We start from the raw sequence: 20,639 nt of genomic DNA on the forward strand, positions 1-20,639 counted from the left end.
ATGGCCGTGACCCTGCCCTCGTCCACATCGACCGGCGCGCACCAGGCGCTGGCGGTGGACACGCGCTCGCTCAACAACCTCAAGTACGAAGCCGGACAAAACAGCCCCGAGGCCACCAAAGAGGCGGCCAAGCAGTTTGAGTCGCTGTTCATGCGCGAGCTGATCAAGAGCATGCGCGAGGCCACCATGAAGTCGGGCATGCTCGACAGCGCCGGAGGCGACCTGGGCACCGACATGCTGGACCAGCAACTGTCGGTGCAGATGTCGGGCCAGCCCGGGGGCTTGTCTGAGGCCATCGCCCGGCAACTGTCGCGCCAGATGGGTGCGGCCGAGCCCACGTTCTCCGTTCCCTCCACCTTGAGCCTGCAGCAAGTCACTGGGCGCAGCACTGCGGCCACCAAGGCGGCTACAGGCTCCGCCAGCATCGCGGGCGTGACCACTACCCCCGCCCCCAAAGGGCGCGATGAATTTGTGCAGCACCTGAGCAACACGGCCGAAACCGTGGCCAAGGAAAGCGGCATCCCCGCCAGCTTCATGCTGGGCCAGGCAGGCCACGAAACCGGCTGGGGCAAGAGCGAGATCCGCAACAAGGATGGCTCCACCTCCTACAACCTGTTCGGCATCAAGGCCGGCAAGGGCTGGACAGGCAAGGTGGCCGAGGTGACGACCACCGAGTACGTGGACGGTGTGCCCCGCAAGGTGGTGGCCAAGTTCCGCGCCTACGACTCGTACGAAGCATCGTTCCGGGACTACGCCCAGCTCATCACCAACAGCCCCCGCTACGAAAAGGCCCAAGCCACCGCCAAGACGGGCTCGGCTGTGGCTTATGCCACCGAGCTGCAAAAGGCGGGCTACGCCACCGACCCGGAATACGCCAGAAAGCTCAGCGGTGCGATCCATAGCGCGCTGCGGGCCCAAAAGGCACAAGCGTGATGGAAGCGGGGTAAATCATGGGACTGCTCAACGTAGGCGCCCGCGCCCTGATGGCCAACCAGGTCGCGCTGCAAACCGCAGGCAACAACATTGCCAACGTCAACACGCCCGGCTACTCGCGCCAGACCGTGGTGCTGCAAACCGTGCAGGGCCAGTTCACGGGCGGCGGCTACATCGGCCAAGGTGTGGATGTGCAAACCATTTTGCGCAACCAAAGCGAGCTGCTCACCCGTCAGTCGGCCGCAGCAGGCTCGGTCAGCGCCGCCGACACGGTGCGGGCCGAACGGCTGAGCCAGTTGCAAGAGATTTTCAGCGGCGGCACGGCCGGGCTGGGCGCCGCCATCACCGACATGATGAATGCGTTCTCGGACGTCGTGGCCTCCCCCACCGACCTGTCGGCGCGCACGCTGGTGCTCACACGCATTGATGAAACAGCGGCCCGCATGCGCACATCGGCCGATCGCATCAACGAGATCCAGTACACCGTCTCCCAGCAGCTGCAAAACAGCGCCAACACCATCAACAACCTGGCCCAGCAAATGGCCTCGGTGAACGAGCAGATTGCCCGCGCCACCGGCAACGGGCAAACGCCCAACGACCTGCTGGACCAGCGCGACCAGATCATCCGCGAGATCAACCAGTACGTTCAAACCACACAGATCCCAGCCGACGACGGCACCGTGGGCCTGTTCGTGGGGGGCAGCCAGCCCCTGGTGCTCGGCACCACGGCCACCACGGTCTCGATTGCAGACTCCTCCACCTTCCCCGCCAGCGGGCAGCTCAAGCTGCTCTTCAACCGACCCGGTTCACCCTCCATCGAACTGGACGAAAACACGCTGGGCGGCGGCAGTGTGACCGGCCTGCTCAAGTTCAACAACACCGATCTGGCCGAAGGGCGCAACCTGCTCGGGCGCATGGCCATGGCCATCGGCATGACGCTCAACGAGCAGCAAAACCAGGGACTGACGCTGGACGGCCAGCTGGGCAAAGACCTGTTTGCCCTGCCCACCAGCATGCCGGGCACCACCAACGGCACAGCCGTGGGCAATGTCACCTTCACCGACGCCACCCAGTTCGCCGCGTCGGACTACGAAATCCGCTTTACCACGCCCCCCGCCGGGCAAGTGGTGCGCCTGTCCGACGGCAAGGCCACAGCCTTCACCAACGCTGCCAATTTGGCCAGCCAGCAGATTGATGGGTTGACCTTCAACCTCACGGCCACCGGCGCTGCGGGTGAACGCATGCTGTTCAAGCCCTTCAGCACGGCCGCGGCCAACATGCAGGCACTGGTGTATTCGCCGCGCGATCTGGCTGCGGCCAACCCGGTGAATGCGGCCATGGGCACATCCAACGCAGGCACGCTGCAGCTGTCCAGCCTCACGGCCAAGAGCGGGTTCACCGCCCCTCCAATCCCCGCAGGTGTGCAGCTGACCTTTGCAGCAGGCCCCCCAACGACTTACAGCGTGACAGGCTCGACCACCCCCCCATCAGGCACCACGGGCCTGGCCTACACGGCGGGCACGCCCATCGTCATCGACGGCTGGGAGATCACCCTCAAAGGCACGCCCAAGACGGGTGACACCGTGAAGGTGGGCAATGCACTGGACCCCCAATACGGCGACAACTACACCCGCAATGCAGGCAACGCCACGGCGCTGATGAACCTGCGCGATGTGAAGATGTTTGACGAGTCCACCATGAGCGACGGCTACGCCAGCGCCATGGCGCAGGTGGGTACACGCACGCAAAGCGCGCTGTTTGCCTCCGAGCTGTCCACCACCATCGCCAAGAACCTGGAAAACGACCGCACCTCCGTGTCCGGCGTCAACCTGGACGAAGAGGCGGCCAAGCTGCTGCAGTACCAGCAGGCCTACCAAGCGTCGGCCAAAATGCTGCAGATTGCGCAGAGTGTCTTTGACACCCTGATCCAGAACCTGGGTCGATGACACCCTCTGAAGTCCTCCGTAGGAGCCTGACATGAGCAATACCATCTTTCGCGTTGGCACCGCCAACATGTATGACAACTCCATCCGCAACGTGTCGGCGCGGCAGGCTTCGCTGGTCAATCTGCAAGAGAACCTGACCTCGGGCAAACGCGTGGTGCGCGCCAGCGACGACCCTGTCTCAGCCGCCCAGGCCGAGCGGGCGATGACCCGCATGACCCGCATCCAGACCGAGCAGCGCGCACTGGAAACCCAGCGCAACGCCATTGCCCAGGCCGAGTCATCGGTGGGCGATGCCGTGAGCCTGGTGCAAGAGGTCCGCGAACTGATGGTGAACGCTGGCAACGCATCCCTGAGCAGCAGCGAGCGCGCCACCATTGCTAACCAGTTGCAAAGCCTGCGCGACCAGCTCACGGCCGTGGCCAATCGCACAGACACCAACGGCCTGCCGCTGCTGGGCGCCCTGGGCAGCGCGCAATCGCCCTTCATGGGCCCCTTGAGTGGCACGCCCGACTACCTTTTCTCGGGCCAGGCGGGGCAAAACGCCAGCACTGGGGTGTCGATTCCCAACACCCTGGATGGGGATGCCGCCTTCATGTTCGACGCCAACCGCGATGGCAGCTTTCACGCAACGATCACGCAAGGCACCAGTACTGTGATCCTGCCCGGCGCCACCACCGGCTCGGTGCCCACGGGCGCGCAACCCAGCCGCGCGCTGAACACCTCGGCCATTGACATTGCCCCAGGCACCACCTTTAACAAAGACCCCGCCACCGGGCAGGCCTACACCTACAGCGTGAGTTTTTCTGGCGTCACGCTCAACCCGGCCACCAACACCCTGTCGGCCACCTACAACATCACCAGCACCGACCCGGCCTTTGTGCCCCCCGCTGCGCAGACACTGAACCCGATCAAGATCGGCGAGAAGAATGAGTTCAGTATCAATGGGCTGCCCACCGGCATGTCGATGAAGATCACGGCCACGCCCACCAAGGCCGTGGACGGCACCATCACCGTGGCGCCCGCCAATGGCGACACACTCAATATCTCGCCCAACGCCAGCCTGTTCAGCGTCATAGACAAAGCCATCACCGAGCTCAAGGCGGCCCCTAACTCCAACGTGGCGGCACAGGCATCGGGGCAGGCGCTGGCCAACATCGACATCGGGCTTGAACGCCTGAGCAATATCCGCAGCTACGCGGGCGAGTTGCTCAACCGCGCAGACCGCATCACCGGCGACCAGGACAAGCGCTCCGTTCAGCTGGAAGCCGACCGTTCCAGGGCCGAGGATCTGGATATGATCAAAGGCATTTCGGACTTCCAGAACCAGCAGACGGGCTACCAGGCAGCGCTGCAGACCTATGCATCGGTTCAGAAGCTTTCGCTGTTCAACTACATCGGCTAGCGTTCCGACCCGCGCAGCGCGCCGGGTCGGCCAGACGGCCCACATCGCCTGAGAGCACATGGTCCAATCCGTTCTTGGCAGTTTGATTCTGGGCTACCGCCCCTTGTGGAACCGCGCCCGCAAACTTGCCGGTGTGCAGCTGTACTTGCACAACGAATCTTCGACGATGGTCGATGCGGGCCACCTGCTGCGCACCCTGCAAGAACTGTGGTCGGCCAGCTCGCCACCGCTGCTGCTGTCGCCCCAAACGCACCAGTTGCTCTCCAGCCTCCTCGAAAGCGCGCCGCGCGGCGCCCCCTGGATCGAGGTGCGCAACGACTGGCTGAACGACTCCACCATCTTCAACCAGGTGCGCGCCGCACACCGGCGGGGCCTCAAGCTGGTGTGGCGCGGCGAAATCGCCAGCCTGCCCCCCGCCGAAATTGCCCGCTGCTTTGACAACAGCCTGCTCACCCTGCGGCCTGAAGACACCATTGCGGCCCTGCAACGCGCACCGCAGCAGCCCGGCAGCCCCAAGCCACCGCCGCGCAACCTCAGCCCCATCCTGGCGGGGCAGATGTACGAAAACGTGGCCAGCCGCGCGCTGATGGAGCATTGCCTGGACAACAACGCCCTGGCACTGGCTGGCTGGCCCGCCGAAGACGTGCTCTACAGCATGCGCCACACCCCGCAGCAGCCTTCGCACGCAGTGATCCACAAGCTCATGCGCGCCATCGACGCCGAGCAATCGCTCGAAACGTTCGAAGACATCATGAGCGAGGACCCCATCCTGGCCTACCGGTTCATGATCTACACGAACTCGGCAGCGCTTGGGCTGCGCACCGGCATCGACTCGCTGCGGCGCGGGCTGGTGATGATGGGCTATGGCTCCATCCAGCGCTGGCTGTCTGACCAGCTACCGCATTCCAGCACCGAGCCCAACATGCAGCCCATCCGCGAAGCGATGGTGATGCGCGCGCACCTGACCACCCAGCTGCTCAACCCCGGCATGGAAAACGAGCTGCGCCGCGAGATTTACCTGTGCGCGCTGCTGTCGCAAATGGACGAGCTGCTGCGCGAGCCCCTGGGCACCATCCTGCACCGCATTCCGCTGTCCGAGCGCATTTACGACGCCACCGTGCTGCGCACCGGCCCCTACGCACCCAGCCTGCAAATGGCCTGCGCGCTGGAGGGAGACGACGCCAGCGTGATCCGCCGCCTGTGCGAAGAACACGAGATGGACCTGGAAGAGGTCAACCGCGCCCTGCTGCGGGTGCTGAGCGAGCTGGAAGTGGAACGCCCCCCGGCCAGCCGCTGAGGAAGGCTTAGGCGACTTAGAGCGGCTCACAAAACTCAGCGAAGCGGTTATGGTCAGGCGCTGCGTCGCAGGCAGTACGAGTAGCACGACAAGACGCTGCAACGACGCCAGAAGAGTTTTGTTAGCCGCTCTTACTCCAGCACCCCAGGCTGCGTGACCAAGTAGCTGTGCAATGCCGCAATGGCCTGGCGCACCTTGGCCGGCTGCGCATCGCGCTGGGGCGTGACGGCCCAGATATCGAGCGTGCCAAACGACCACTGCGGCAGCAGCCGCACCAGCCGCCCACTGGCCAGTGCGTCTTGCACATCCATGCTGCCCATCAGCGCCAAACCCAGACCGGACTCACACATCTGCTGGATCGACAACTGGTTGTTGCTGGCAATGCGTGGCTGCACCCGCAGGCTGCGCGTTGCGCCATCGGCATGGTGCAAGTCCAGCAGCAGGCCACCGCCTTCGCGCGCAAAGCCCAACCAACTGTGGGCCAGCAGCGCGTCGGGCGTGTCTGGCGCGCCATGCTGCGCCACCCAACCGGGTGACGCACACAGCCACCACTGCAACGCCCCCAAACGACGCGCCGCCCAGCTTGAATCGGCCAGGCGGCCAAAGCGCACGGCCAGGTCCACACGGGCGTTGATGAGGTCGATGGGCGCATCGTCTACCAGCAGCCGCAGACGCAGCGCTGGGTACTGCGCCAGCAAGGTGCCCAGCGCAGGCGCAATGTGCCGCGCAAAACCCACCGTGGCCGACAGGCGCAACTCGCCGCTGGGCGCATCGCGCGAGGCGGCCAGCTCGGCCCGCGCCTGCTCGGCCGCCGCGCACATGGCGGCGCACTGCGCGTGGTAGCGCTGGCCTGCCTCGGTCAACGCCAGTTTGCGGGTAGAGCGGTGCAGCAGCGTGACGCCGCCCTCGCGCTCCAACTGGCGCACCTGCTGGCTCACGGCCGAAGGGCTCATGCCCAGGGCCCGCGCCGCACCCGTCATCGAGCCATGCTGCACCACCGTGGCAAACACCGCCATGCGCTTGAGATCGTCCATTGTTTCACCCTTTGATGTCCATGGCCCAGCGCACCAAGCAAACAGGCCAACCCGGCCAATTCAGCCCATTGTGAAGCACAGCTTCAAAGACAAAGCCAATTTTGCCCTCTACCGCGAGGGCGTTGTTAGCCATAACCTTGCTCCATCTTCACTTGGAATAGCAACTCAGACTTGCAGGAACACACCATGCACATCGCACTGATTGGCGCCACCGGCTTTGTGGGCACCGCCCTGTTGAACGAACTGCTGCAGCGCGGCCACCGCGTCACAGCCCTGGCACGCACTCCCAGCAAAATCGCCCCGCGCGAAGGCCTGAGCGTGGTGCAAGCCGACGTAACCGACCCCGCCCAGGTGGCCCAGGCCGTGCGCGGCACCGACGCCGTGGCCAGCGCCTACAACCCCGGCTGGACGCACCCCGACCTGCACGACGAATTCCTGCGCGGCAGCCGCGCCATCACCGCAGGCACCAAAGCCGCAGGCGTGCAACGCCTGCTGGTGGTGGGCGGTGCTGGCAGCCTGTATGTGGCGCCTGGCGTGCAACTGGTGGACACCCCCCAGTTCCCTGCCGAGTGGAAAAACGGCGCATTGGCCGCCCGCGAAGCGCTGAACCTGTTGCGCCAGGAATCCACCTTGCAGTGGACCTTCTTGTCCCCCGCCATCTTGCTAGAGCCCGGCGAGCGCACCGGCCAGTACCGGCTGGGCACTGAATCGCCCCTGATGAATGGCGAGCAGCCCGGCAAGATCAGCGTGGCCGATCTCGCCGTCGCCATCGTGGACGAGCTGGAAGCGCCGCGCCACCTGCAGCAGCGCTTTACGGTGGCGTATTGAGCTGGGGGGTTGATTGCGTGAGGGCGTCTGCCAGCCAGCTCACAGCACGCGTTGCTCCACCACCATGCGCGTGAGGTGAATGGCCGACTCTGCCTGCATCTTGGCCAACACCCGGCCACGGTGCAGCTCCACGGTCTTGGAGCTGATGTTCAGGTCTCGGGCAATCACTTTGCTGATCTTGCCGTCCACCACACCCTGCATGACCTGGGTTTCACGCACCGTAAGCCCTGCCAATCGGCGCTGAAACTCAGGACAAGGCGCAGCCTGTGGGACTGCGTCCGCGCGAGGCGCAAACGCACGGGCCAGGGCTGACTCCAGCGCGCTCTCTTCAAACGGCTTTTCCAAAAACGTCACCGCACCTTTTTCCATCGCCTGCACCGCCAGCGGTACGTCGCCATGCCCTGTCATGTAGATGATGGGCAACGCCCCCCCGGGCCCCGCAACGCCGCAGGCAATCAGCGCATCGTGCACCTGCAGCCCGCTCATGCCGGGCATCCGCACATCCAGCAGGAGACAAGAGCGACCCAACTCCTGTGCGCTGAGCGCCTGCAGCGCAGCAATGGCCGCCTGTCCATCCTCAAAATCCACCACGTCATAGCCCGCACCGCTCAGCCACCACTTGGCCGTGGTGCGGAAATCCGTGTTGTCGTCCAACAAATACAGCGTGCGTGGCACGTCGGAAACAGCCTGTTCGGTCATGCGACAAAGTCTTTCGAATCGAGAAATTCAGGTAGCTGCTCTGCCTCGTCCATCAACGCCAGGGGCAACGCCACATAAAAAGTGCACCCACGGACCGCATTGGGCGTAAACCACAAGCGCCCCTGGTGCAGCTCAATCAGGCTGCGGCAAATGTTCAGCCCCACGCCCATGCCTGTGGGTTTGGTGGAGAAAAAGGGCATGAAAAGCTGCGCCGCCGCATCCTGCCCCACCCCGCAACCAGCGTCCGTGATCGCAATCTCTACCCGGTCATCCACCGCATCCACACGGCACACCACATCCAGGCGACGCTCTGCCACGGGCGTTTCCACCATGGCATCGATGGCATTGCGCAGCAGGTTCACCAACACCTGCTGCAGCATCACGCCATCACCCGCCACGGGCGGCAAAGCGCCCCCGCCAGGCAGATCCGCGGACACCGAAAACTGCACATGGTGGCGCGCCAAGTCCCAGTCCAGCAGCGTCAGGCTGTTGTGCAACAAGGCCATCACATCCACCCGCTCGCGCCGGGGCTGGTGCGACTGCGTGTAGTCGCGCACCCGTCCAATGATGCGGGCCGCGTACTGCACCTGGTCCGACGCCAACTGCACCCCCTGCGCCAACTGCTGCAGCGCCTGCGGCGTGGGCGGCACAGGCTGCGCCTGCACGGCAGCCAGGCGCGCCTTCAAGCCACGCAGCACATTGCCCACCGCCCCCAAGGGCTGGTTCAACTCATGCGCCAGCGTGCTCGCCATCTCTCCCACCGCCAAGCTGCGCGAGGTAAACAGCAAACGCTCCCGGTCCTCCATATGCCGCCGCGTCGCACTGCCCAGCTCCACCTCCGCCCCCAGGCGCAGCACCCAAAGCCCTGAAAGCCCGCTGTCACGCCCACCCGAAACTCGCGCGACATCCGCCTCCAGCGCACACAACCGCGCCGCCAGCCACCTGGGCTCCTGGCCCGGCAACACCCTCAACCCCAGCGCTCCCGCCCAGCCCTGCTCGCCCCCTGCGTGGGCAACATGCACCGCATGCGCAGCCCGCGCCGCCGCCACACCGGCAGCCAAGCCCTCCAGGCGTGCGGCCAAAATTCCCAACGGTAGTCCCTCGGGCACCACACCACCCGCCAAGGGCAGCAAATCGGCAAACGACGCACTGCACCACACAAGGCGCCCCGCCCCCACCACATCCAACACAGCCGCGGCATCGCCCAGCGCATCGAGCAGACGCACCACCACAGAAAGACTCCCCCCATCCGTCAGGCTCACCTGCCAACGCTCCATATCTACCCCATCTGAAACCACTGAAACGCTGCCAGCGCGGACATCACGGCACTACAGCAACCAACGACCCGAACGCCATCAACGGCGCCCACACCGCCATCAAGCTGCAGCCTGCCCAGCCGCCCCCGTACCGTCCAGCGGCAACGGCACCCGCAGCGCCACCAAAGTCCACTGCGATCCCAGCAACCGCCGCAAGCGGCGCGGCTCCTGCAGCGCAATGCGCTCAGACGCGCCCGGCCCGCCCGCCGCAGACTCTGCCGCACCATTCACAACCAACAGCGGCGTGTGCCGATCAGGCCGCGAAGCCCCCAGCCCCCAACGCCCCGCCGCATCCAGCTCCTGCCGCAAACGCCACACCCGCCACTGCGTGTCCGCAGGCATCGTGGCAGACCAACGCGCCATCAGCGGCCATGCCAGGCCAGCAGAGCCCGCAGTCAAACCCGCGCCCGCACCATCGGGGCGCAGCACATGGCCCCACAGCCGCATGTGCGACACATCGGGCGGCGCCAGCACCAGCACACAGCGGCCCGCCTCCAGCTCACGCAGCAGCACCTGCTGCGCATTCGCCTGCAGCCACACCCACAGCGCCCGGTAATGCTGGGCCGCAGCCTCGCGGCTCACATCGGCAGCAGCCTGCGCGCCATCAGCACCCGCCTCGGCATGCGCACCATCGGCCCCATCGCCGTCATCGCCCGCGCCTCCATCGCCGTCGCCCCAGGCGTCCAGCAAATCCTCGTCCTCCAGCTCCGCCCCACCGTGGCGCGGCATATCGCGCTCCACACGTTCCACACGGTCTTGCGAAGCCCGCCGCCGCACCTTCGGCGCCAGCGCCAAGGCCATGGCCATCGCATGCGGAACATCCGCCGCATCGCCAGCCCGCGCACGCCGCTCGGCCACACCATCCTCAGGCGCCGCCGCATCGCCCACAGCCGCACCCAGCGCAGGGGCCAGCTGCCCAGGGCGCACCACAGGCCCCTCAGCACCGCGCGCATCAGCACGCCGCCCATCGGCCACACGGCCCTGCCCCGGCCCTTGCATGGGCACCTGCGCCCCATCGGGACGCTGCCGCGCACCCAGCGCCACCCCATCGGCCCGCCCAGCCCGCTGCGCCAGTTCGGGCGAACGCGCCGCCCCCAGCCGGTCTGCGCCCGCAGCCATAGCCCCATCGCCCAGCCGCGACGCCCGCAGCGCCCACTGCGCCTGGGCCAACGCCATCGCAGCGCCCCCTGCGGTCATCTGCCCTGCCATCGTGCGCCCCACCGCCTGGGCCAACGCAGCCTGCGCCTGTACCACCGCCGACTGCGCACCACCCGCACGCCCGGCAGCCACCGCCACCGCGCCGCCCCGGGCATCCGCAGGCACACCCTGACCACCCGCAACGCGCGCAGCCGCGCCCTGGGCCCCACCAGCCTGCGCCGATACCAACGACTGGACTTGTTGTGTTTGTGTTTGAGATTGCGCTTGAGACGACTGCGCGGGCGTGTTCGCCACCCCGACAGACTGCGCCTGGAAAGCAGGCGCCCCCACGGCGCTCTTCACCGAGACCGAAGTCGACGCATAAGCCCCAGCATCCCCCCTGGCACCTGCGCCAACCGAAACACCAGCAGCCACGCCCGCCGGAACACCCACGGCCACACCAGCAGACACGCCCCCGGCGCCCCGCCCCTGGCCCGAAACACCCGCACCCACGGTGCCAGCGCCAACACCGGCCCCAACATTGGCCCCAACGCTAGTGCCCGGCCACGGGCCAGCACCTTGGCCCACAACCTGGCCCACGCCCTGCCCACGCCCCGCACCCTGGCCGCCGCCCTGGCCCACGCCAAAGCCCCAGCCAACCCCTTGCCCCGGCACCGACGAGCCACCGGCCACCCCCGGCGCAAAAGGCGACTGTCCCGCCCCCGTCTGCCCAGCAGCCCCACCCCCCTGGCCGCCCTGCGGGCTACCGACCGCAGGCGAGCCACCTTGGGGCACATAGCCCACCGGCACATTGGAGCCAGCCACCAGGCGCCCGTCGCCAGCACTGACATAACCCCCCCCACCAGCGCCCACCGTCCCCGAAAAATCCGGGGACGCAAAGCCACCACCCAGCCCGCTCGGGCCAGCTGCACCGGCACCGACACCGGGGCCAGTTCCAACACCGGTGCCACCGCCTATGCCCAGGCCACCCGCATCCGCACTGCCAGTCCCACCACCTTGTCCCTGCCCCTCGGTGCCGCCGGTATGCGGCGACCCCGCAGCCCCCGCGTCGCCACGGGAGCCATCGGCCAAAGAACCAGAGGAAGGAGAAGAGTCGCCACGCCCCACAGCGTCGGGTTGCTTGCCGACGACTGCGGGGTTGTCTCCTGCCGGAGTGGCACTCAATGGAGGATCGGCAGGTGTGTGAGGGAGACCAAGCGCCGGTGGCTGCGCCGGAGCCTCCGGCAAAGTAGCCGGCAGGTCAACTGCCTGTGAACCGGCCGCTTGGCTCGAGGGAACTTTACCAGACTGCATTATTTATGCATGGCACAAAAATTGTTTAGCCACGCAAATTAAAAACTGTGGCTTAAGCCTACCCCATAGTTATTAAAGTCCGATGTACGGGTATAGACAACATAAGCCGCCGTCCTCTTCGAAAACGAGTAAGCCCCACTCAGGCCGATATTTGTATACTTCTTCCCATCGAAACTAGAATTGCCAACAACATATTCAGATTTAGTGTCTCTAGCAATATCAAATCCCGCAGCAAAGCGATCCCAAGTAGCCTTGGCACCTAAAACAATCCCATTCGATTTAAACAATGCACCAGGCACACGCATTCTGGTTATGGGATCAAAATAAATTCCACTCGGCGTGCTGTAGTATGCAGACGATACTTCAATATTTTGATACTGGTATTTTGCACCAACTCCATAATTGGCATCGAGACCACTATTTTTGTTATACGCACCACCCAAAGTCAGCGCACCAACTTTATATGTGGCGGCCAAATCAACCTTACTACGATTAACACCGTCACGCAAATTTTCGTCCTTGGGTACATAAGCAGCCTCAACAGCCAAACCACCCAATTGCGGGGTGCGATAACTAATCTGGTTAGATTGGCGTTTTCCCTCGGCACCAACAATCCCATAAGTGGGAATCGCGATGGAATTATTTCCGCCAGCCATCACATCCCAAGACCTCATGGCGTTATAGCTAGGTGTATTGGCTCGCCCCAATGTAAATCGCCCCCAAGAGCCCCCCAGCCAAATATTGGCGCCATGAGCAAAAGCACCTTCAGGATCTGCGGTACCGCTGGAAGCATCCAAAGCTTGCTCCAGCTGAAAACCCACTTGCAGCCCACCGCCAATGTCTTCCACACCTTTGAAACCGACAAAGCTGTCCTGCAAATTCACACCCGAGGAGCTTTGCAGACCAATTTTCCCCGCTCTCAGTTGAGACAAATCCGATGGAACCTCCTTACCCACCGACATATCCACTGCACCATAAATCGTCACAGTCGATTGCGCCCAAGCAGGAGCGCATGCCGCCAAGGTAGCCAAAGCCAAGCCAGTCAGTTGGATCTTTTTCATGATTGCCTTATGTAGAAAAACGATATTTCTGTAAATTCGCGTAACAGATAATCCCCTGCCACGCAAAACCCGCCCATTACAGCAAATACCCCCATCCCTATCGACCTTGCTCACGGCCCAATGGCGGATAAGCAACATCAGGTGTTACCGCACCATAAGGGGGCGTGAAAAGAATGTTGCTTTTGTTTGCAATTGATTGGGGCACTCCGCCGCAGTTTGGGCGCCCCCGCGCCAACGGCCAGCGGGCGATAACAGCCGTGCCAAACACACCCCACCGCGCAGCAAACGCCTGCGCACCTGCAAACCGCTATGTTATTCATAGCTGCTAGCGCTTATAGATAGAGCGCTATAGCCCACTTTTACGCATTTCACAGCCCCGCCCCCGCAACAACCGCCCCGCCGCTCGTGGCCCACGCAGCCAAAGAAACCGCCCCGACCGATCGCGCAGTGCCAGCATGTAGAAGGGGTGAGCCAAAGCGGGGCTACGCCTCCGGCCTGGCCGGGGCCAGGTCTTGCCGGTGGCGCAGCTTCATCAGACGGTTGTTCACTTACCCAGCCATGCCCAGGGTTTGCCGTTGAGTTGCCCAGACATCCCTTCCCGCACCCGTCACGCCACCAACCCTTCCACCATGGGCCAGCCGTCGCGTTCACTGCGGCTGGCTGTGCTGAGGCTGCACGGAATGACCAAAGCCGCGAAGGCGCAGATTGAGGAGGATTCAGTGAACAAACGCTATTCAATTGATAGCTGATTGCACTTGACAGCAAAGCGCCAGATTCGGATTGGACTTGTGAGAGATGTGCTTGAGTGCAAGGGAAAAGGCACGACCCTAGCGCCTCGCTATCGGACCTGAGGAACACCAGGCTGTCGGTCTTCGTGACACTGGCCCCAAACTATCAAATCCGCCGTCATATGAAGTCTGGAGGCCATTTCTTGAATAAGGTCTGCGTTCTTAGAGTATGGGGCCTCTGCGACTAATACGCGTGCAGCGCTATACAGTTCCTTAAATGGAGCGCGTGGGATGGCTTGACTTCCTTTTAGCAAACGAGCCCATTCGCGTGATGATTGGTCAAGCTTTTCAAAGACGTCTTCGTTGATTTCCTTGCTGGTTTGCAACGGCAATAAGAAGTCAAAAATGTGGCGGCACATCTCGCCACCGACTCGCTCAATTTCACTCATTGAATATTTCCTCGATTCACTGGAAGACGGGGGCCGCCGAGAACCAAGCCATAAGTTAACGGCTTAACCACCGATATATGGCTTAGCGGACCACCAATGGCCTCAATCGGAACGTGCTGATAGATAGACACTTCTTGCGCCCAGATTGAACGATGGTAGGCCAAGGAGTCTACGGTATTGGACGTCTTAGTTGTTTCCACAGCTCAACTTGATTCTGCGCAGGCACCTTACCCAAGTAAATCGAAGCAACACCATTGCCTGTTTCTACTCCAGAAATTCCGCGACGATATTCATCTGCAACGTCATACCGGCGAGACGTTGCAATCCACGGATTGTTCATTCGAGCACCGCCTAGACCCGGGCCGTCATTCAACACGTGCTGTTCAGTGTTCCACATCCCGCGAGGTGCTTTTGCGGATAACCCCAGCCCTTCGTTCCATGCTGCAGAATCTTGGGATGTAAGACCCCTATACACAGTGTTGTTGAAAACCTCGTTCTCCGCAAGGCGCAGACCTTGGCCCGCAGAGGCGACTCCTGCCAAGAATGGAATGCCGTTATCAACGGCACGCGCTAGAGTAGATGATCCCGTGGACGACTCGACAAATTGGTATGTGATTGTCGGATTACGCCCCAACCCCACCAGGCGATTGAACCCCGTGCCGATGCTGTCGCCGCCATGGAATGCCAATGGGACACCAAGTACTGCGCCTGGACCTGTGGCGCTCAGGCTGATGGCGCCTGCCACTTCTAACCCACCACCAACCATCTGCGCTCCCCCTTGTGCCTCATCGGAATTGCGGAAGTAGTACTTGGTAGTGCCCCACGCCATATTTAACTTGTCGGCAAACGACAAATCGCTACCTGCAATTCCGCCCAACGAAGCCCAATATCCCTGGTCTGCTTTGATTGAGTCGTCTTGTGAGGCGGTTGGACCTCCGTCGGAGAACAGGCTGTCCCAGCTCGTACCGATACTGTTAGAGACCTGCGACGTGTATTTGAAATCAGCCAAGCCTGTTTCGGGGTTGACCAACAAACCCGCAGCTGGCGACGTATCTCGCACATCACCTGCGCCGCTGGCATACAGATCAGAGGAGAGTTGGGACGCTCTTGCCTGCGCAGCACGCCCGTTGCTGGCGCTCGAACTGGCAGCCAGAGCAGAGGCTTCCTCAAACAGGCTGATGTCACTGCTGACTTGCAGGCGGTCTGTACCACCCATGCCCATGCCGTTGTACCCCGGCCCTGCAGCCAACTGAATGCCATCACCACCATCAAACGAGGTGGGGTTGCTGAACGCATTCACAAACTGCTCATACACCGCAACATCGTTGCTAAGCCCCAGCCCATCACTCCAATCGGCGGGGAAGCGCAACCCCGTTGTGCTTAGGCCTGTCCCACCAAGTCCGTACGCGGTGGTCGGCGCAGCAGGTTGCAAGCTTTCCGCCAAAGAACCACCCAATGCGTTGCCAAGCCCGTCTCTCGACTGGCCATGACTAACCCCACCAATCCCATCACCCCAGCCTGACAGCGCATCACCCGAGACCCGCAGGCCTTGGCCGCTGCGCCCGGGCTGTAGGCCTTGGGCCTGGGTGGGGTCTACGTCACTGGCGCCCAGGCTTTGCACCCATCCGTTGTTGGGCTTGTCACCTGGGGTGGGTTGACTTGCTTTTTGGTATTGCTCTTCCAGCACGCCGCTGAGAAAGTCATTCGCAAACCCCGAGGCAGGGTCGTTGCTACCCGCCACACGCAATGCACTGGCAGCGGCACGGCTCATGAGCTTCAGTGCGCTGGATTGCTCGGGGCTGAGGTCTTTGAGCTCACGGATCTGACTGTCAAGGTGGGCTCCAACCTCGCCTGCAACACTGGCCAGTGCGCTGTTGATGAAGCCATCTTTGAACTTACCGCCGGTGGCTTCTTGCAGCACCCCTTGCAGGCCTGCCTTGCCAAAGCTGGCGAGGCTGCGTGTGCCCAGGTCGGTGCTTTGGAGCATCTCCCTCATGCCAGAAAATTCCATGACGCCGCTGGTGATTCCCCCGGTCAAGGCTGAGCGCAGCATGCTGCCAAAGTTGAGCTCACCCGTGGAGGCCAGCTGGGTGATGGAGCTGCCCAGTGCGCCCATCACTGCCCCTTGGACAAAGGTGCCTGCCCCGGCCTGAGCCAGGAAGTTACCAACGGGAGGCAATCCCATAAAGCTCAGCGCTGCGCCAAACAGGGTTGGCATCGCTTTGTCCAGGAAGCTGCTGCTGGGCCGGATGTTGTTCTCCAGGTCCGTGCTCCAGCCGTTGACGGGGTCAAACCACAGGTATTCGTTGTTGATGAGCCTGCGGTTTTGTTCGGGGGTGAGTTGGGTTTTTTCCAGGGTGGCGTCACGCCAGCCGCCAGGGTTGCCGTTGTCGTCCACGGTCTGGCCACCCGTGACCAGCTTGCTTTCGCCCAGGGTGTAGTAGGCTGGGTTAATGAATGGCCCGGCGTCACCGCCGCCGTATTCCTCGGCTTCGTGGAACTGCAGTGGCTCCTTGCCGTGCAAGCTGGCAAACGCCTTTTGCGCGGGGCTGTCGCCTGCGGCGTAGGCTTTGGCGAATTCGGCGGGGTCGGTCATGTGCCAATCGGTGCCCACGCGACCGCTCATGCCAAACTTCAATCGCTCGTCGATTGCTTTGAGATCACTTTCCTGAGAGGCGCTTGGCGGGTAGGTGACGGTATAGAGCGACTTCTCCGTTACATCACCGTCTCGCCAGTTTTCATGGCGCTCGATGAGTTCGCTGCCAGCCACATTGGGCCCAGGGTGTTGCTGGGCTTCGTCCAGGGCTTTGAGGAATTGGCCGCGCACGTTGTTTTGCGCTTCCTGCAGCTGCGTCAATCGCGCACCCAGGTTTGTGCCAAAGCGTGCCTGGATGCCTTGGCCCACGTCCGTGCCAGTGTTCAGTGGCGCCAGCGGCGGGCCAAACTGGGCGATCATTTCCTGGTTGGCGGGCTCTGCCAGCAACAACTCCAGCGCCGCAATTTCCATGGCGCTGGCTTTGGGGGCGGCCACGGCGGTGGCGGAGTCTGGGCTGGCTGCCTGCATTGCCGATTCGGGCGCGATCTGCAGGGGTTTGGTGTGCACCAGCTCCGCCGACTCACCCGTGGCGGGGTCCATCAGCAGGGGCTTGTTGTAGCCAATGTCGAAGTGGGGTGCGCCGTCGATCTGCAGCGGCTTGTTCACGCCATAGCCCACGGGGCCGCTGCCGTCCAGGCTGATCTGCAAAGGTTTGGTGTGCATCACCTCCAGCGCTTCGCCTGTGGCGGGGTCTACCAGCAGGGGTTTGGTGTAGAGGATCTCAAAGCCCGGCGCAGGTCCTTGCTGCAGAGGTTGGGGCTCTGCAGTGTCGTAATAGCCTGCGTTGCTGTCTTGCTGCTGGGGCGGGCTGTCCAGGGTGCCGCCGTTGTCGGGGTTGCTCGGGTCGTAGGCATTGACTGATGAGGGGAGGATGGGCTCGATGGTGGGGGCATCCCACGCGGCGGCAGCGCCGGACGATGTGACTTGCATGGCGGCGCAGTGTGCCGATGCGCTGCGCTGCGCTGCGCGTAACTGGGATGCTTCCTAGCTGGGAATCACCCTAGCTGGGAAGAACACCTATGTGCGCGGTAGTGCACAGGCGGGCAATTGCTATGAAAGGGATAGCTGCTTGCGCTTGATGGGTGCGCCATGGAGGCGAATTTCACCTCAAATTCGGTGGCCCATTTTTAAAAGTTTGCAGCACTTTACCCAGCCCTCACACCGCTTGATGCGGGGTTCACCGTGGCCTTCTCACAATGGGCGTTTGCTGAAAGGAGCTCAACATGAACTTTGTGAAAGCGGCTGCGTTGTCGTTGACTTTGCTGGCCTCGGGGGCCTGGGCGCAGCCTGCGGGCGGCCCACCTGGGGGTGATCGGCCGCAAATGAGCGCGGAGCTGAAGGCTGCGTTTGAAGCCTGCCAGGCGCAGGGCAAGCCGGGCGATGCGGCGTTTGAGGCGTGCATGACGGCCAAGGGTTTCAAAAAGCCCGAGGGGGCGCCCAAGCCGCCATCGCAGTGACGCGTTGAAAGGGGCCATCAGCCGTTGTCCCCATTTCGACTTCAACGCTCTGTCAAAGCCCCGCACCTGCGGGGCTTTTTTGTGGCTGGGGTATGGACCCAAGGCCGGTGGACGGGCGCTGACCTACGCCTCCTCTCCCGTTCATCACCGATGACCCATCGCAACTATTTCATGGCCGCCACCACGTGCTGGTAGGTCTGCCAAAAGGCGGCCTCCTGCGTGGTGGCGAAGTTGATGCGCATGAGGGTGCTGGGCTTGCGCTCGGCGTGGAACAGGGCGCCGGGGGCAAGCAGGTAGCCTTCGTCCAGCATGCGCTGGGCCAGGGCGTCGGTGTCCACGCCGGTGTCCACCCAGCCGAACAGGCCCACGGGCTCTGCTGCGAAGGTGCAGCCCGCCTGCAGGGCCAGCTTGACGCTGCGCGAGCGGGCAGCGTCAAGCCGGGTGCGGATGCGCTCGGCATGGCGGCGCAGCTGGCCTTGCTCGATGCACAGGGCCAGGGCTTTTTCCAGCAGCGCGGGGGTGGTGAGGGTGGCCAGCAGCTTGGTGTCGAGCAAGGGCTCGATCAGCCCTGGCGGCGCGGCCAGGAAGCCGATGCGCCAGTTGGGCGCGAGGATTTTGGCGAAGCCGCTGACGTAGATAGTGCGCTGCAAGCCATCGAGCGCGGTGAGGCGGGTGGCGTGCTCGGGGGCAATGTGGCTGTAGGTGTCGTCTTCGACCACATGGAAATTGTGCTGGTTGGCCAGCTGCAACACGCGGTGGGCGCTGCCGGGCGACAGGCAATACCCCGTGGGGTTGTGGAACACGCTCACGCTCACGTACAGCTTGGGTTTGTGCACTTCGCAGTAGCGGGCCATCACCTCCAGATCGGGCCCATCGGCGCGGCGCGGCACGGGCAGGATGTGCATGCCCAAAGCAGCCAGCCGCGCAAACTCCACCGCCCAGCCGGGCTCTTCCACCATGACCGGATCGCCCGGGCGCAGCAGGGTGCGACTGACGATGTCAAGCGCGTGCGTGGCCCCCACCGTGGTGATGATGTGCTCGGGCACCGTGTGCACGTTGAGGGTGGAGAGCTTTTTGGCCAGCAGGCGGCGCAGGCCCGCATCACCCAGTGGCTCGCCGTATTGCAGTGAGAAGTCTTGCAGGCTGCGCGAATGGGTGACCTTGCGCACGGCGGCGGGCATGAAGGTGGACTCCAGCCACGCGGGCGGAAACACGCCCATGCCGGGCTGCGGCTTGTCGCTGATCTTGTGGAACATGCCACGGATGAGGGCAGTGGCGTTCACCGGCGACACCCCTGGCGCCGCACGCCCGGCGGCCCGGGCGGCAAACCAGTGGGCGGTGCTCCAGTTGGCGGCAGAGCTTTCCAGCGCCGGGTCCACCGCCGCCGCATCCACGCCGTCGGCATCGGCTGCGTCCCGCATGGCATCGGTGGCGCGGCCGTTCTCGCGCACAAAAAAGCCGCGGTTCTTGCGCGCCTCGACCAGCCCTTGCGCCAGCAACTGGTCGTACGCAGACACCACGGTGGAAGGGCTGACCCCGTTTTGCTGCGCACACTGGCGCACCGAGGGCAAGCGCGCGCCGGGGGCAAGCAGCCGGTTGCGAATGCGCTCGGCAAACCGGGCAGACAGCTGCTCGGTGAGCGACTGGGTGGGCGATTTCATCAGCATAGGGTTATCCCGAAGGCGTCGACAGGTGTGGGTTTGTGTACTGTTCTGCCAGGCAATACAGATTGAAAAGTGCGCTGACTGTCTGTACTGGTTGTGTATTGGTTTGCAAGATTACATTGAATGCCTGTTCCCGACAACAAGACCTTCCCTGCCCCACCCCATGAGCGCCGCCGAACTCACCGCCCTGCTGCTGTTTTGCACCGCCATGAGCTTTTCGCCGGGGCCTAACACCACCTTGTCGACCGCGCTGGCGGCCAACCTGGGCCTGCGCCGCGCCTTGCGCTTTTGCCTGGCCGTGCCCACGGGCTGGACGCTGCTGATGCTGGCCAGCGGGCTGGGCCTGGGCGCCCTGATCACCGGGGTGCCCGCACTGCGCTGGGCCGTGACCTTGCTGGGGGTGGCCTACATGCTGTGGCTGGCGGCCAAGCTGGCCCGCGCCGGGCAGATGGGCACCGTGGACGCTTCGCGCCTGCAGGTCACCTTCTGGCAAGGCGTGGGGCTGCAGTTTGTGAACATCAAGGCCTGGATGCTGGCGCTCACCCTGTCGGCAGGCTGGGTGGTCAACGCCGCCGGGCAGCCCGCCACCAACCCGGGTGAGCGGCTGGCCATCATCTGCGTGGTGATGATGCTCTTCGCCTTCACCAGCAACTTTGTGTATGCGCTGGTGGGCTCGCTGCTGCGGCAGTGGCTGGCGCAGGGCGCACGGCTGCTGTGGTTTAACCGCACGCTGGCCCTGGTGCTGGTGCTCACCGCCACCTGGATGCTCACGCTATGA

At 63.6% G+C, this 20,639-nt stretch carries 15 protein-coding genes; 7 read left to right on the forward strand and 8 right to left on the reverse strand.

Translation table 11 applies throughout. The annotated features are described in order from the left end of the window. From flgJ to CLU86_RS14800, 4 genes are read left to right on the forward strand one after another with little or no spacing between them, the layout of a single operon-like run. Positions 1-933, forward strand: coding sequence for a flagellar assembly peptidoglycan hydrolase FlgJ (flgJ, locus tag CLU86_RS14785; protein ID WP_099742134.1), 933 nt, complete (start codon positions 1-3; stop codon positions 931-933). 17 nt (positions 934-950) lie between these two features. Next, positions 951-2,879 carry a flagellar hook-associated protein FlgK gene (gene flgK / locus CLU86_RS14790; RefSeq protein WP_099742135.1) on the forward strand — a complete coding sequence of 643 codons (1,929 nt, stop codon included), beginning with the start codon at positions 951-953 and terminating at the stop codon, positions 2,877-2,879. Between the two features lie 31 nt (positions 2,880-2,910). Continuing rightward, complete coding sequence (gene flgL / locus CLU86_RS14795; RefSeq protein WP_099742136.1) at positions 2,911-4,281, forward strand: flagellar hook-associated protein FlgL; 1,371 nt, start codon at positions 2,911-2,913, stop codon at positions 4,279-4,281. 58 nt (positions 4,282-4,339) lie between these two features. Then, complete coding sequence (locus CLU86_RS14800) at positions 4,340-5,578, forward strand: HDOD domain-containing protein (protein ID WP_099742137.1); 1,239 nt, start codon at positions 4,340-4,342, stop codon at positions 5,576-5,578. A 131-nt stretch (positions 5,579-5,709) separates the two neighbouring features. Here CLU86_RS14800 and CLU86_RS14805 read toward each other — a convergent pair whose 3' ends face one another. Beyond that, a complete protein-coding gene (locus CLU86_RS14805) occupies positions 5,710-6,612 on the reverse strand; it encodes a LysR family transcriptional regulator (protein WP_099742138.1) in 903 nt (300 codons plus the stop codon). Between the two features lie 186 nt (positions 6,613-6,798). Between CLU86_RS14805 and CLU86_RS14810 the strand changes: the two genes are divergently transcribed. After that, positions 6,799-7,440: an NAD(P)-dependent oxidoreductase gene (locus CLU86_RS14810; protein ID WP_099743594.1), complete on the forward strand. Its 642-nt coding sequence runs from the start codon at positions 6,799-6,801 to the stop codon at positions 7,438-7,440. A gap of 39 nt (positions 7,441-7,479) precedes the next feature. Here CLU86_RS14810 and CLU86_RS14815 read toward each other — a convergent pair whose 3' ends face one another. The 6 genes from CLU86_RS14815 to CLU86_RS14835 form a co-directional block, all read right to left on the reverse strand. After that, positions 7,480-8,139, reverse strand: coding sequence for a response regulator transcription factor (locus CLU86_RS14815; protein ID WP_099742139.1), 660 nt, complete (start codon positions 8,137-8,139; stop codon positions 7,480-7,482). After that, positions 8,136-9,416, reverse strand: coding sequence for a sensor histidine kinase (locus tag CLU86_RS14820; protein ID WP_143226712.1), 1,281 nt, complete (start codon positions 9,414-9,416; stop codon positions 8,136-8,138). The genes CLU86_RS14815 and CLU86_RS14820 overlap by 4 nt, the downstream gene beginning before the upstream one ends. A gap of 99 nt (positions 9,417-9,515) precedes the next feature. Then, positions 9,516-11,777: a hypothetical protein gene (locus tag CLU86_RS23240; protein WP_158236335.1), complete on the reverse strand. Its 2,262-nt coding sequence runs from the start codon at positions 11,775-11,777 to the stop codon at positions 9,516-9,518. Positions 11,778-11,944: 167 nt separating this feature from the next. Continuing rightward, positions 11,945-12,967, reverse strand: coding sequence for a porin (locus CLU86_RS14830; protein ID WP_158236336.1), 1,023 nt, complete (start codon positions 12,965-12,967; stop codon positions 11,945-11,947). 838 nt (positions 12,968-13,805) lie between these two features. Then, a complete protein-coding gene (locus CLU86_RS22650; RefSeq protein ID WP_143226713.1) occupies positions 13,806-14,144 on the reverse strand; it encodes a hypothetical protein in 339 nt (112 codons plus the stop codon). A gap of 169 nt (positions 14,145-14,313) precedes the next feature. Next, complete coding sequence (locus CLU86_RS14835) at positions 14,314-17,670, reverse strand: hypothetical protein (protein ID WP_099742143.1); 3,357 nt, start codon at positions 17,668-17,670, stop codon at positions 14,314-14,316. Between the two features lie 293 nt (positions 17,671-17,963). Between CLU86_RS14835 and CLU86_RS14840 the strand changes: the two genes are divergently transcribed. After that, the gene (locus CLU86_RS14840) at positions 17,964-18,197 is read left to right on the forward strand and encodes a hypothetical protein (protein ID WP_099742144.1); all 234 of its coding nucleotides are present in this window, start codon (positions 17,964-17,966) and stop codon (positions 18,195-18,197) included. Positions 18,198-18,361: 164 nt separating this feature from the next. Here CLU86_RS14840 and CLU86_RS14845 read toward each other — a convergent pair whose 3' ends face one another. Beyond that, the gene (locus CLU86_RS14845) at positions 18,362-19,864 is read right to left on the reverse strand and encodes a PLP-dependent aminotransferase family protein (RefSeq protein ID WP_099742145.1); all 1,503 of its coding nucleotides are present in this window, start codon (positions 19,862-19,864) and stop codon (positions 18,362-18,364) included. A gap of 160 nt (positions 19,865-20,024) precedes the next feature. On the opposite strand from CLU86_RS14845, the gene CLU86_RS14850 reads away from it, so the two are divergent. Next, complete coding sequence (locus CLU86_RS14850; protein ID WP_099742146.1) at positions 20,025-20,639, forward strand: LysE family translocator; 615 nt, start codon at positions 20,025-20,027, stop codon at positions 20,637-20,639.

Source organism: Acidovorax sp. 62 (assembly GCF_002754495.1).
Taxonomy (GTDB): domain Bacteria; phylum Pseudomonadota; class Gammaproteobacteria; order Burkholderiales; family Burkholderiaceae_C; genus Acidovorax.

Bases quoted from the DNA above. Each gene is read 5' to 3' on its own strand.
- flgJ (WP_099742134.1), top strand. From the start codon at position 1: ATGGCCGTGACCCTGCCCTCGTCCACATCGACCGGCGCGCACCAGGCG.
- flgK (WP_099742135.1), top strand. From the start codon at position 951: ATGGGACTGCTCAACGTAGGCGCCCGCGCCCTGATGGCCAACCAGGTC.
- flgL (WP_099742136.1), top strand. From the start codon at position 2,911: ATGAGCAATACCATCTTTCGCGTTGGCACCGCCAACATGTATGACAAC.
- CLU86_RS14800 (WP_099742137.1), top strand. From the start codon at position 4,340: ATGGTCCAATCCGTTCTTGGCAGTTTGATTCTGGGCTACCGCCCCTTG.
- CLU86_RS14805 (WP_099742138.1), bottom strand. From the start codon at position 6,612: ATGGACGATCTCAAGCGCATGGCGGTGTTTGCCACGGTGGTGCAGCAT.
- CLU86_RS14810 (WP_099743594.1), top strand. From the start codon at position 6,799: ATGCACATCGCACTGATTGGCGCCACCGGCTTTGTGGGCACCGCCCTG.
- CLU86_RS14815 (WP_099742139.1), bottom strand. From the start codon at position 8,139: ATGACCGAACAGGCTGTTTCCGACGTGCCACGCACGCTGTATTTGTTG.
- CLU86_RS14820 (WP_143226712.1), bottom strand. From the start codon at position 9,416: ATGGAGCGTTGGCAGGTGAGCCTGACGGATGGGGGGAGTCTTTCTGTG.
- CLU86_RS14830 (WP_158236336.1), bottom strand. From the start codon at position 12,967: ATGAAAAAGATCCAACTGACTGGCTTGGCTTTGGCTACCTTGGCGGCA.
- CLU86_RS22650 (WP_143226713.1), bottom strand. From the start codon at position 14,144: ATGAGTGAAATTGAGCGAGTCGGTGGCGAGATGTGCCGCCACATTTTT.
- CLU86_RS14835 (WP_099742143.1), bottom strand. From the start codon at position 17,670: ATGCAAGTCACATCGTCCGGCGCTGCCGCCGCGTGGGATGCCCCCACC.
- CLU86_RS14840 (WP_099742144.1), top strand. From the start codon at position 17,964: ATGAACTTTGTGAAAGCGGCTGCGTTGTCGTTGACTTTGCTGGCCTCG.
- CLU86_RS14845 (WP_099742145.1), bottom strand. From the start codon at position 19,864: ATGCTGATGAAATCGCCCACCCAGTCGCTCACCGAGCAGCTGTCTGCC.
- CLU86_RS14850 (WP_099742146.1), top strand. From the start codon at position 20,025: ATGAGCGCCGCCGAACTCACCGCCCTGCTGCTGTTTTGCACCGCCATG.